Annotated in this window: 12 protein-coding genes; 8 read left to right on the top strand and 4 right to left on the bottom strand. The window is 61.9% G+C overall.

Annotation, left to right across the window (positions count from 1 at the left end):
* Window position 1: 1 nt before the first annotated feature.
* From MC375_RS12410 to MC375_RS12400, 3 genes are all read right to left on the bottom strand, one after another.
* Window positions 2–694 (bottom strand): MotA/TolQ/ExbB proton channel family protein, encoded by a 693-nt coding sequence (locus tag MC375_RS12410; protein WP_343223537.1) that lies wholly within the window; start codon window positions 692–694, stop codon window positions 2–4.
* Window positions 695–788: 94 nt separating this feature from the next.
* On the bottom strand, window positions 789–3,140 hold the full coding sequence (locus MC375_RS12405; RefSeq protein WP_242103705.1) for a DNA internalization-related competence protein ComEC/Rec2: 2,352 nt from the start codon (window positions 3,138–3,140) through the stop codon (window positions 789–791).
* A 3-nt stretch (window positions 3,141–3,143) separates the two neighbouring features.
* On the bottom strand, window positions 3,144–4,145 hold the full coding sequence (locus MC375_RS12400) for an integron integrase (protein WP_242103704.1): 1,002 nt from the start codon (window positions 4,143–4,145) through the stop codon (window positions 3,144–3,146).
* A 647-nt stretch (window positions 4,146–4,792) separates the two neighbouring features.
* Between MC375_RS12400 and MC375_RS12395 the strand changes: the two genes are divergently transcribed.
* Window positions 4,793–5,056, top strand: a complete 264-nt coding sequence (locus MC375_RS12395; protein ID WP_242103703.1) for a hypothetical protein — start codon at window positions 4,793–4,795, stop codon at window positions 5,054–5,056.
* A gap of 57 nt (window positions 5,057–5,113) precedes the next feature.
* Window positions 5,114–5,512 carry a hypothetical protein gene (locus MC375_RS12390; protein WP_242103702.1) on the top strand — a complete coding sequence of 133 codons (399 nt, stop codon included), beginning with the start codon at window positions 5,114–5,116 and terminating at the stop codon, window positions 5,510–5,512.
* A gap of 141 nt (window positions 5,513–5,653) precedes the next feature.
* Here MC375_RS12390 and MC375_RS12385 read toward each other — a convergent pair whose 3' ends face one another.
* Window positions 5,654–5,821 (bottom strand): hypothetical protein, encoded by a 168-nt coding sequence (locus MC375_RS12385; RefSeq protein ID WP_242103701.1) that lies wholly within the window; start codon window positions 5,819–5,821, stop codon window positions 5,654–5,656.
* A 934-nt stretch (window positions 5,822–6,755) separates the two neighbouring features.
* Between MC375_RS12385 and MC375_RS12380 the strand changes: the two genes are divergently transcribed.
* The 6 genes from MC375_RS12380 (at window position 6,756) to MC375_RS12355 (ending at window position 11,508) form a co-directional block, all read left to right on the top strand.
* Window positions 6,756–7,151: a hypothetical protein gene (locus tag MC375_RS12380; protein WP_242103700.1), complete on the top strand. Its 396-nt coding sequence runs from the start codon at window positions 6,756–6,758 to the stop codon at window positions 7,149–7,151.
* A gap of 114 nt (window positions 7,152–7,265) precedes the next feature.
* Window positions 7,266–7,460: a hypothetical protein gene (locus MC375_RS12375; RefSeq protein ID WP_242103699.1), complete on the top strand. Its 195-nt coding sequence runs from the start codon at window positions 7,266–7,268 to the stop codon at window positions 7,458–7,460.
* A gap of 583 nt (window positions 7,461–8,043) precedes the next feature.
* Window positions 8,044–8,475 (top strand): hypothetical protein, encoded by a 432-nt coding sequence (locus tag MC375_RS12370; protein WP_242103698.1) that lies wholly within the window; start codon window positions 8,044–8,046, stop codon window positions 8,473–8,475.
* 1,211 nt (window positions 8,476–9,686) lie between these two features.
* Window positions 9,687–10,187 carry a hypothetical protein gene (locus MC375_RS12365; RefSeq protein ID WP_242103697.1) on the top strand — a complete coding sequence of 167 codons (501 nt, stop codon included), beginning with the start codon at window positions 9,687–9,689 and terminating at the stop codon, window positions 10,185–10,187.
* A 91-nt stretch (window positions 10,188–10,278) separates the two neighbouring features.
* Window positions 10,279–11,097, top strand: coding sequence for a type II CAAX endopeptidase family protein (locus MC375_RS12360; RefSeq protein ID WP_242103696.1), 819 nt, complete (start codon window positions 10,279–10,281; stop codon window positions 11,095–11,097).
* Between the two features lie 30 nt (window positions 11,098–11,127).
* Complete coding sequence (locus MC375_RS12355; RefSeq protein ID WP_242103695.1) at window positions 11,128–11,508, top strand: VOC family protein; 381 nt, start codon at window positions 11,128–11,130, stop codon at window positions 11,506–11,508.
* Window positions 11,509–11,574 lie beyond the last annotated feature (66 nt).

Genomic DNA, 11,574 nt, shown 5'->3' with positions numbered 1-11,574 from the left:
GTCAGCTCGCAGCGATCGGCGGCGTGATGCCATGCGCGCCCGGGGCCACGCGGGCCGAGGCCGGGCGCAGTCCGCCCGCTTCATGCGGATCTTCAGGCGCGTCCAGGGTGTCGAGCAGCTGGATCGCCTCGTGCTCCATGTCCACGATGTAGCCGGCGATGCGGCCGCGGAAGTAGCGATGGAACATGAGTGCCGGAATCGCCACGATCATGCCTGCGGCAGTGCACACCAGCGCCTTGCCGATGCCGCCGGCCAGTTCGTTGGCATCGCCGATGCCGTGGTCGAGGATGCCCAGGAACATCTGGATCATGCCGACCACGGTGCCGAACAGGCCCAGCAGCGGCCCGGCGGCGGCGATCGTGCCGAGCCCGTTGAGGAAACGTTCCATCCGGTGCACCAGGTGCCGGCCCACGTCCTCGATCCGCTCGCGGATCTGGTCGCGCGGACGGTTGCGCACGTCCAGCGCCGCCGCCAGCAGCGCGCCCAGCGGCGAGGTCTGGCGCAGGGACTCGATGTGCTCGGGATTCAGGCGCCCGCGCGAGGCCCAGGCGCGCACCTCGGCGCCCAACCCGGGCGGCAGCACCGCCTTGCGCCGCAGCGACCAGAAACGCTCCACGATGATCGCCAGCGCCACCGCCGACAGCAGCAGCAACGGGATCATCGGCCATCCCCCGGCCTTCACCAGCTCCAGCACGCGCAACACTCCCGCTCTGCGGCCGCGAACGCAGCCGATCCGTCGATAGGATAGCCGCGCGGGCCTTGAGCCGCATTCCAGCGCGCTGCCGCCTTCATTCCTCGACGGATGCTTCGCCCACGTGCACAGCGCGGCGCACCGCATCCCACAACCGTGGATGCGATGTACGTCTCAGATCCACCCCCAGACCGCCACGCCCCAGCCGGATCCGGACCGCGCCGGTCTCCGCGCTGACCGGCACCTGCGCACCCGCGGCTTGCCAGCGCTCGACCACATCGCCGGCCGGATGCCGGAACCGGTTGCCGTGCCCGGCCGAGACCAGCGCGACCGCAGCGCCGATCGCTTCGACGAACCCCGGATCGGAAGAGCTGCGGCTGCCGTGGTGCGCGACCGTCACGATCCTGGCCCGGATCGCGCCCGGCCGCTCGCGCAGCAGCTTGCGTTCGATCACCTCGCCGATGTCGCCGGTCAACAGAGCAGCGCCGTGCGCGGTTTCCACCCGCAGCACGCAGCTGGAATCGTTCTTCAGATAAGGAAAATGCAGCCCCGGATGCAGCACCCGGATACGCACGCCATCCCAGCGCCATTCCCGGCCGGCGATGCAGTCGCGGGTCTCCGGCAACGGGTCGCCCGGGGCGCCGAACAGGCGCGCCGACGGGAACGCCGCCGCGACCGCCGCCAGTCCGCCGGCATGATCGTTGTCGCCGTGGCTGGCCATCGCCACGTCCAGCCGGCGCACGCCCAGCGCGCGCAGCGCCGGCACGACCACGCGTTCGCCCGCATCGAAGCCCTCCTCCACCTTCGGACCCATGTCGTAGAGCAGCGCATGGCGATGCGTGCGCACCAGCACCGACAGTCCCTGCCCTACGTCGAGCATGGTGACCTCGACTCTCCCCGGCTCCGGCAACCCCCGTGAGGGCCACAGCAGCGGCAGCCACAGCAGCAACGCCAACGGTTTGCCGGGAACGCCGCGCGGCAGCAGCAGCCAGAACGCGCCGGCCAGCGCGAGCGGCAACGCGAACCAGCGCGCCTCCGGCAGCCACCACAGCGCGAACGGCGAGCTCGCAAGCCGCTCGAACAGCGGCCACGACGCGTCGAACGCGGTGGCCGACAGCGACCACAGCACCTGTCCCGCGCCGGCGTGCAGCGACTCGGCGGCGGTGCCGAGCAAGGCCAGCGGCACCACCACCAGGCTCCACCACGGCACCGCCACCAGGTTGGCGAACGGACCGGCCAGTGAAGCCTGACCGAACAGCACCACCGTCAACGGCAGCAGGCCCAGCGAAGCCACACCCTGCGCCCCGAGGAACTCGCGCAACGGATGCTGCCGTCCCTGCGGCAGACACCACAGCAGCCAGGCCACGCCCGCGAAACTCAGCCAGAAGCCAGCCCCTAGCGGCGCCAACGGGTCCACCAGCAGCACCGCGATCGCCGCCAGCGCAAGTGCATCCGCAGCCGGCTGTTGCCGGCGCCACAGACGCGCAGCCACCACGATCACGATCATCAGCAGCGTCCGCACCGTGGGGAGCGCGAAACCCGCCACCGCGGCATACACCAACCCTCCGCAAGCAGCGGCCAGACCCGCCGCCTGGGTGCGCGGCCAGCGCCGTCCAAGCGCGGGCCACAGCCACCACAGGCCCCGTGCGAACAGGGCGAAGAAGCCGGCCGCAAGTCCCACGTGGAAGCCGGAGATCGCGATCAGATGGGTCAGGCCGTTCGCGCGCAGCACGTTCCAGTCGGCATCCTCGAGGCCGCCGGTGTCGCCGAGCGCAAGCGCCCGCACGAAGCGGGAAGACGGCTTCGGCACGGCGGTCGCGATGCGTCGCGACATGCGATCGCGCCATGCGTCGATACCATGACCGGGCGCCAGCCTGCGCGCCTGTTCCGGATCGCGCACGTAGCCCATCGCGGCGATGCGCTGCGCCAGGGCATGGCGCTCGCTATCGAAACCGCCGGGATTGCGCAGCCCACGCGGCGCGCGCAGTTTCACCCGCAGGCGCCAGCGTTCGCCCGCATGCAACCGCATGCGCGGCCCGGGTGTCGTGCTGCCGTACTCGTCGTACCACGCCAGCCGCAGGCGCTTGCCGCGCAGTGCGGCCGCCGATGCCATGTTTGGCGCCGTGTTTTCGACCAGGAACAGGAAGCGCGTGCGTCGGGTTTCGACCTGGGGCAGTTCGAGCACGCGCCCGCTGAGTTCCACTTCACCGCCTTCCAGCGCCGCCGGAAGCTGTCCGTCCAGCGCGCCCGCAGCGTGCAGGCCCGCGAGACCGAAGCCCAGCAGCGCAGGCCCGACCAGACTCAGATGCCCGCCGCGCAGCCAACTACCCAACCCGCAGGCGAACGCCAGCGCGAGACATGGCCACCAAGGCAAAGCGGGCAACAGCAGACAGCCCAGCGTGCCCGCCACCAGCGACGCTGCCGCGGCGATTCCCAAGGGCGTGCGCATCGCTCAGCGGTCCAGCGGACTGAGCACGCCGCCGGCGCCACGCTGCAGCACGTGCGTGTATATCTGGGTGGTGGCCACATCGCTGTGCCCGAGCAGCTCCTGGACCGTGCGGATGTCGGCGCCAGCGTCGAGCAGATGGGTCGCGAACGAATGACGCAGCGTATGGCAGGTGGTGGGCTTTTCGATCCGCGCCGTTTCGCGTGCGACCCTGACCGCCCGCTGCAGCACGCTTTCATCGACATGATGACGACGCACGCGTCCGCTGCGCGGATCCTGCGACAGGCGCGGCGCCGGAAACACGTACTGCCAGCCCAGCTCGCGACCGGCGTTCGGGTACTTCTTCGCCAACGCGTGCGGCAGCCACACCTCGCCCGCGCCCTGGGCCAGGTCGTGCGCGTGCAGCACCCGCACCCGCTCCACCGCCGAGGCGAGCGCGGCGCGCAACCGCTGCGGCAGCGGCACGCGGCGGTCCTTGCCGCCCTTTCCGTCCCGCACCACGATCTCGTTGCGCGCGAAGTCCACGTCCTTGACCCGCAGGCGCACGCATTCCATCAGGCGCATGCCGGTGCCGTACAGCAGCGCCGCCATCAACCAGGGCTGCCCGTCGAGCACCGCAAGCAGGCGGCCAACCTCCTCGCGCGTGAGCACCGACGGAATCCGGCGCGGCCGCTTCGCCCGCACCACATCCTCCATCCACGGCAATTCGACGCCCAACACCTCGCGGTACAGGAACAGGATCGCCGCCAGCGCCTGGTTCTGGGTCCCGGCAGCCACGTTGCGGTCGGTCGCCAGCCGGGTGAGGAAGGCTTCGACTTCGCGCGCGCCCAGATCGAGCGGATGCATGCGGGCGTTCGCCAAGATGAAGCGCCGAATCCATGCCACATAGGCCTGTTCCGTCCGGCGGCTGTAGTGCCGCACCCGAATCGCCTCGCGCACCCGATCCAGCAACCTGGGCGACCCGGTGCCCGCCCCTGTTACACCCTCCCTTGTGCCTGCGTATTTCATACGCCTCTCTTCCCGCCTGATAACGCAGGAAGGATGGCCCAACGCCTACATCCGGCCTATCGGCTAACAGATTGAATCCGGGTGGGATTTTTCTGATTGGCGGGCCGCCCCAGCTGCCGCATACTTCGCGCAACGCCCCGTTTCGGGGGTCGAATAGTTGTTAGAACTCATGCCAACCTTTCTCGCTAACTGGAAAAGGCTTATCGGCTGGGCCGTTCTGATCTTCGTCGTCTTCCAAGCCGTGGCCCTGCTTGTATTCGCAACTCCATTCGACTCCGCCAGCTACTTCGCGGCGCAGTCCTGCGCCTTTATCTTGTACTTCTCGTTCTTCCGCCGAACAACTAATCACAAGGTGTTGCTAGGCATAGCTCTATTCGTGCTAATCCAATTGATAGATCTGGCCGTTCTTTTCGTTCTATCGGGGTCCCTAAATGGGTGGCTGGACCTTCCTGGCACTGCCATCAACTTCGCCGTTTGCATGTTGGCTTACATTGCATCGCTGATGAGTTCTAACAATTCGTTCAAGCCGAAGCCGCTCCGCGGCTCGGCTTAACTCAGGTGTTAGGCCGCAAATGACAGATCTTCGCTATTTGAGATTCGACTGCGGTCCGTGGCCAGCACCTGGACGCGCAGTCAAGCTTCTCTCAATGATTCTGCCTCGTGCCAACCCAGACTTTGACGAGGCGTACCAAAGAGTCACTCATTGGTGGCTCGAGATTGACGTCGGCGGGGAAGTGCTGCGCGAGATTGGCTTTGATGCAAATGATCAGCCCGTGGCGATTGCTCCGTATCGCAACAACTATGGCATCTTTACTGACTCGGGCTCGCCTATCCAGGCAGGCTTACCGGACGTTGATCCACAGGATTTTGCGGATACTTGGCGGGCTGCAGAGCTCAGGTTTGCGGCCTAACAATTCATTCAAGCCGAAGCCGCTTCGCGGCTCGGCTTAATTCAGGTGTTAGCGCTCATGAAGGCTTTATTCCGCGTCCTTGTTGTCGCATCTATCGCCGCCGCGAGCGTCGCGTTATTGATTCCGTTTGATCACTCTTACCCAATTTCCGTCGAATTGGATCAGCCGCCACCTCTTTGGTTGGTAGCTGCGCTACTCGGAATCGTTGCTATCCCCTTACTTCTTGTCTCGGCACTTGGCCTCTTGGCCTTCCGTCGCTGGTCTAGATCACTTTCTATGCTGGCGTCCTTTTTGTTAGTTATTTCTACCGTTACCTTTCTGTCGGACTTCCCGTTTGGGAGCACTGCATCCCCAGTTGCCATTGCCCTCCTGGTGATCTCGGCAGCAGCATGGTTCGGTGCGCTGGTACTCTCTTACAACAAGCGCATCGCCCCGCAGTTCCTGGCTGAGCGCTAACAATTCATTCAAGCCGAAGCCGCTTCGCGGCTCGGCTTAATTCAGGTGTTAGGCCTCATCCGGCAGCCACTAGAGATTTGACACAAGAGCATGTTGGCCAATCGCGATTGTCGTTTGCTTCTTGAGAGGCTCTGTGTAGAGCTAGGCTTTTGCTTGCCGCCGGATGCTGCCCTCGCGATCGCAGCAGATCCGCCCGATGATGTTGAAGCCTTTGTATCGGCTGTGTTCAAGGCTGAAGGGCTTGATGCCCAACATGCAGGCCGTCGCCTCTACCGGCAGGTCAGAGACATGGTTCAATCTGCCTTCCATGACGCAGTTATCCAAAGTGACATACGGCGCGTGTCCGACAATGGGCATGAGGCCTAACAATTCATTCAAGCCGAAGCCGCTTCGCGGCTCGGCTTAATTCAGGCGTTAGGGGCTATGTCCAGCATTCTCGTAATCTTGGCCATAGGAGCTGTCGCGTACTTCTTACTGCGCGACCGCTTTAGCAGCAGTCACTCGCCTTCGGTGCAAGGGCATCTCCCCGGTCCCGGCACCTACGAGTTCGACATTGTCGGCGAGTCGAAGTATCAAGACGCGCTTGAGGCGATCTGCGGCGGTCGCACCGAGGACGGTGCCGAGCACCAAACGGAAGCAGTCTTGTACCTTGAGGATTCAAACCCTTACGACAACCTTGCTGTACGCGTGGACATCGGAGGCCATACGGTTGGCTACTTGTCGCGCAAAGACGCTCGCTCCTACCGCCAACAACTCAGGCAACTCGGGCATGAGCGGATAGTCTGTAGGTGTGATGCAATGATCGTAGGCGGGTGGCGTCGATCTCGGACAGACCAAGGACACTTCGGTGTCAAACTTGATCTACCGGTCGCATAGCCCCTAACAATTCATTCAAGCCGAACCCGCTTCGCGGGTCGGCTTAATTCAGGCGTTAGGCCGCACGTAGAACCAACATGGAGTGGTCAATTCGCGCCATGCCGCCAATCGTTCTCCGGTTTCTGTCCGACCTGGCTCGCCTTGGCGCCCGAGTGCTCTCGCGGCATCGGGGCATCGGTGCTTGGTCGACCCATGTTGCGTTTCCAGCGGCATTCTTGGGCTGCGCCCTGCCGTGGTCGGCTGCCGGCCACATGGGGCGGCGGTCCATCGCCTCCTCACTGTTCCCGGGCCGCGCTACAGTGCGGCCTAACAGTTCGTTCAAGCCGAGGCCGCTTCGCGGCCCGGCTTAACTCAGGCGTTAGGTGCCATGGGCAAGTTCTCTGCATTCATAGCTGCCACTCTCGCAACTGCCACGCCGCTTTGCCTTGGCGCGGCCCCGGGGCAGACGACTGCCTTCGAGCCGACTTCGCCGACCCCTGTCGTCGGCACCGTGATTGAGTTCAAGCAGAACGACTCGATCGTTCACTTCGACCGTGGCTCGGCAACTTTTGATGCCGTTGTAGTGCAACTGCGCCTGCCACGAGAGGCCAAAGGCGCAGTGGTCCCTGTGCTGTATCAAGGCGAGCCCATGGCGGCGGGCCAAATCATCAAGGTTGGCGACACAGTTGAATTCACCATGCCGCCGTCTGACGGTCGCGGTTATCCTTGGGGCATCTACCTCTCCCAACTGTCAGACTTCCGAGTGCTGTCGGATGGCACCTAACAATTCGTTCAAGCCGACGCCGCTTCGTTCCGCCACAGGCATGGCAGGAAAAGCTTGCCATGCCTGCAGCCTCCACTACGCAGCGCGGCTTAACTCAGGCGTTAGATTGCACACATGAAAACCTACCGCGTGATGATGACGGTCTCTATTGACGAACCTGCAGACTCTAATCATGAGATCTGGAAGTCTGTAGCCGCGTCAGATGAGAGAGAAGCTTTGGATAAGGCTCGTGAGCTTGTGCGTGCCGAGAATCCCGAGATTAATCCTGCAAAGATTTGGGCGTGGGCCATTCAGCGCAGCCGTGACTAGCATGCAAGTATCGTCGCTGGTGCAATCTAACAATTCGTTCAAGCCGACGCCGCTTCGTTCCGGCACCAGGCATGGCAGAGAAAGCTTGCCATGCCTGGCACCTGCACTACGCAGCGCGGCTTAACTCAGGCGTTAGGTGCCTATGAAAGTTCAATGGCTGTCGTTTTCTCTAATACTTGCACTCGGAGGTTGTGCCGCCAATCTAATGGGCGGTCAGTTGACCAACATCCCTCTTGCCAAAAAGCCAACCGTTCCAACCACTGAGCAAGAGTGCTCCGCTGCTGGGGCATTCTGGACGGAGCAAGGCCTTCCCGGTGGCAGCAAGTCTTGCGCCGTCAAAACGACAGACTCTCGCAAGATCTGTACTGAGAGTGCTCAATGCGAAGGTTCTTGCCTCGTTTCTGACTCTTTGCCAGCTGGTTCCAAGGCAATTGGCAGCTGCTCAGATTGGGTGGCAACCTTTGGCTGCTACAAGTTCATCGAGGGTGGTCTTGTCCGTGAGATTTGCGCGGACTAGGCACCTAACAATTCATTCAAGCCGAAGCCGCTTCGCGGCTCGGCTTAATTCAGGCGTTAGGGCCCTATGCAATCAGTGCTAATTCTTGAGAGTTCTTTAGAGCATGACGGCGACGGGCTTGTTCGCTATTACCTGACAGTCGAGAGCGATCGATTTCGCGCAAGCACCTCTGCTTGGGGATACGAGGACGAGCATCTAAAGTTTGCCGGCTCGCTCGCTGGGTTTCCGGCGGCATCGTCTTCCAGCCTCAACTACAAATTCGGCACTGACGGCACCGGCACTTGCATGCTGGAGTTCGCCTGCTTGGACAATCTCGGCCACCTGGGTGTATGGGCCACGCTTGAGGCAACCTATCCCGTGGGCCGCTCGGGGCGCTATGAGCATGCGTCCGTGTTTCATCGCACTGATCCGGCAAGTATTGATCAGTTCGTTTCGGAGATCCGAGCGTTTGTGGCAGGCTCACCCAATCGGGCCCAGCTATCCGGGTCATGGCCCTAACAATTCATTCAAGCCGAAACCGCTTCGCGGTTCGGCTTAATTCAGGCGTTAGGCAGCATGGGTAGGTCGCCAATAGTCTTCAGGTGCATTTCGGAAGCTGAGTTGGCTGTCCTGGAGCGGGCCGTCCGGAAGGCACAGTGCTCAGACACTAAAGAGCCACCTGATCTAGCGCAGGCTGCGTCGCTTCAGGTCGTGGGTCGCTGCGACTGCGGGTGCGCGTCCGTAGACTTCTCGCACCTCCCGCCGGGAGAGATTGCGGAGCTCGTAGCGGACGCTGTCGCAGAGTCGCCCTCCGGTGAGCACCTTGGTGTATTTGGTCTGGGCCAGCCGAGGGCGCTATACCGGCCTTGAAATTGTCGGGTACAGCGACAATCCGGCTCCTCTTCCCGCTTTAGAAACGATACGCGGCTGGGGACCTGAGGAGACGTAGAATGCTGCCTAACAATTCGTTCAAGCCGACGCCGCTTCGTTCCGGCCACAGGCATGGCACAGAAAGCTTGCCATGCCTGCAGCCCCCACTACGCAGCGCGGCTTAACTCAGGCGTTAGGCATGTCTCACTTTACGGAGGAGTTCTGATGAACAGAGTCGTCTTCATCCTCAGTTTTGGAATTGCATCATCGCTTCTTTCGTCTGCGTCGTGTCCGGCAAGTGCGCAGAGTAGCCCCCGCTCGGCAGCAGTAGAGAACACGCTTCGCCGTGGTCAGCCGCTAAGAGCTACGCTAAACGGAGCTCAAGCTGTACCCGCTGTTCTGACGCCCGGCTCAGGGGAATTCAAGGCTTTCATCGAAAACTCGCAGCTCATCCGCTATGAGCTGCGATACTCCGGCTTAATCGGTGGTTCCGTTGGCTTTATCAGCATACATTTTGGTCAACCTGGAGTTAATGGCGGATTTATCGCCATCTTGTGTGGGGTCAATGAGCCCCCGTGTCCTTCGTCCGGAAACCTTCAAGGTTCAATTACTGCTTCGGACATTCGGGGCCCCGTGTCGCAGGGGGTTCCAACGGGAGACCTTGCCGCAGCGATACGCGCCCTCCAAAGCAAAAACAGTTACGTTGTCATTCGCACCAATAGGTTTGCCCCTCCTGGCGGCGAGATTCGAGGACAAATCCGCGCTGGAAGACCATAGGCACATGCCTAACAGTCCATTCAAGCCGAGGCCGCTTCGCGGCTCGGCTTAATTCAGGCGTTAGGCAACACCAAGGATCCTCCATGCGAAGTCTGCTGCTATCGCTCTTATTGGTACCGCTTTGCGCGTCTGCCGTTGAAAGCACGCCTGAGGCGGCGGTTTCCACGCTGTGGAGCGCTTTGTCCAACGATCCTGGCACCAGTGCGGATCTCGCCGCACTCAAGCGGATTTTCCATGAGGATGCCGTGATCTTCGGCGGGCGGTACCAGGCGGGTGTCCCTGTCATGCGCCGCTCGACAGCCGAAGATTTCCTCAAGCACTACGAGAGCGCCGGGGAGAAAGGCTTCTATGAGTGCGAGGTCTCACGAGTCATACAGACCTACGACCGTTTCTCGGTCGCGTATAGCGTCGTGGAGTCGAGGACCGACAAGACTTCAACCGCCCCCGATTTCGTCGGCGTCAACAGCGTCCAGCTGTACAAGGTGGGGTCGCAATGGCAGGTCCTGTCGCTGTACTACCATGTGGAAAAGCAAGGGCTGCCCATTCCTCTAGGTGGTGGAAGCTCAGGCAAGTGCGTTGCCTAACAATTCACTCAAGCCGAACCCGCTTCGCGGCTCGGTTTAATTCAGGCGTTAGTCGTTGCTCACCGTTGGGAGACTCATGTCTCGTAGATCAATGATCGGCATCGCCACCTTCTTCTTAATCGCATTCGGCATTCCATGGGCCGGGTGGCTTCTCGTCCGCGACGAGAACATGAGTCTTTGGTTGTTCCCGCTGTTCGCGAGCATCGCTGGGTTCTCGGCCGCCTATGCAGAGGGTGGCAAGGAAGGACTGAAAGTGTTCTCGCGCCGGGTTTTCGCAATTGCTCCCTCAGTGCCGTACGTGTTGGCGGGGGTAGCACTTCCGCTGCTTCTTGGTCTGAGCTATCTGCTCACAATGGGTGTACCTCTTTTCAGCATGCCGTGGTCCCCTGCAGCCGTACTGGCGCTGTCGCTCGGTGCCGCACTCGTGACAGGTCCCATCGCTGAAGAGTTTGGATGGCGCGGCTATCTCCAGCACCGCCTACTGAACCGTTTTGCACCGTTTTGGACGGCGCTGATTGTTGGCGCCATCTGGTGGGTGTGGCACTTTGCGTTGTACCGCGCGTCGGTCTTTGCCTCTCCAGTCTCGGCATTCAATTTCTTTGCCTACCTCGTAACTTGGTCACTTTTTATGGTCTTTCTTGTGGAGAGTGGCGGTGGCTCTGTCTGGCCCGCCGTTGCTCTCCACTGGGCAGCCAATACGCACCCGAGTGTTTTGCAATCGCTGCTGCCATACGTAGACGGCGGCATCCTGCCAGGCGGCTCCAAGGGCTCGCTGTTCTATCTCGGTGCTGCATGCGCCTTTGCTGCCATCAACCACCGGTTTTTCTTTGCCAAACGTGCAAGCGGGTCCGTATCGCACGCAACGGCCGACAATTCGTTCAAACCGAAGCCGCTTCGCGGCTCGGCTTGATTCCGGCGTTAGGCTTCAAGCAAGGTCCTCGTGAATCTCAACCAACTCACCCTGCCCGTTACAGACTTTGATCGCTCCGTCGCGTTCTACCGTGAAATGGGCTTTAAGCTGATCGTTCACTCGCCGCCACGCTATGCCCGCTTCGGGTGCCCGGACGGTGACTCAACGTTCTCACTACACACAGTGGATCATCCGGTAAACACCTCCGGCGTGGTCGTGTACTTCGAGTGCTCCGACCTGGACACACGGGTTCAGCGCTTGCTCGCAGCAGGGTTCGAGTTCACGCAACTCCCCACGGATGAGCGCTGGCTCTGGCGCGAGGCGCGTCTCACGGATCCTTCTGGCAACATTCTCTGCTTGTTCTGGGGTGGCAACAGTCGCAAGAATCCACCCTGGCGTGTTGCGACCTAACGGTTCATTCAAGCCGACGCCGTTCCGTGGCTCGGCTTTACTCAGGTATTAGGGCTCACACCCATT

This window comes from Lysobacter sp. M2-1, assembly GCF_022662495.1.
In the GTDB taxonomy this organism is placed as follows: Bacteria; Pseudomonadota; Gammaproteobacteria; order Xanthomonadales; family Xanthomonadaceae; genus JAKPBU01.
The sequence above is the reverse complement of the archived record's forward strand: the minus strand, read 5'-3'. Positions and strand labels throughout refer to the sequence as shown.

Excerpts from the sequence above, each read along its gene's own strand:
- MC375_RS12405 (WP_242103705.1), bottom strand. The coding sequence starts at position 3,140 with ATGCGCACGCCCTTGGGAATCGCCGCGGCAGCGTCGCTGGTGGCGGGC.
- MC375_RS12400 (WP_242103704.1), bottom strand. The coding sequence starts at position 4,145 with ATGAAATACGCAGGCACAAGGGAGGGTGTAACAGGGGCGGGCACCGGG.
- MC375_RS12395 (WP_242103703.1), top strand. The coding sequence starts at position 4,793 with ATGATTCTGCCTCGTGCCAACCCAGACTTTGACGAGGCGTACCAAAGA.
- MC375_RS12390 (WP_242103702.1), top strand. The coding sequence starts at position 5,114 with ATGAAGGCTTTATTCCGCGTCCTTGTTGTCGCATCTATCGCCGCCGCG.
- MC375_RS12385 (WP_242103701.1), bottom strand. The coding sequence starts at position 5,821 with ATGGAAGGCAGATTGAACCATGTCTCTGACCTGCCGGTAGAGGCGACG.
- MC375_RS12380 (WP_242103700.1), top strand. The coding sequence starts at position 6,756 with ATGGGCAAGTTCTCTGCATTCATAGCTGCCACTCTCGCAACTGCCACG.
- MC375_RS12375 (WP_242103699.1), top strand. The coding sequence starts at position 7,266 with ATGAAAACCTACCGCGTGATGATGACGGTCTCTATTGACGAACCTGCA.
- MC375_RS12370 (WP_242103698.1), top strand. The coding sequence starts at position 8,044 with ATGCAATCAGTGCTAATTCTTGAGAGTTCTTTAGAGCATGACGGCGAC.
- MC375_RS12365 (WP_242103697.1), top strand. The coding sequence starts at position 9,687 with ATGCGAAGTCTGCTGCTATCGCTCTTATTGGTACCGCTTTGCGCGTCT.
- MC375_RS12360 (WP_242103696.1), top strand. The coding sequence starts at position 10,279 with ATGATCGGCATCGCCACCTTCTTCTTAATCGCATTCGGCATTCCATGG.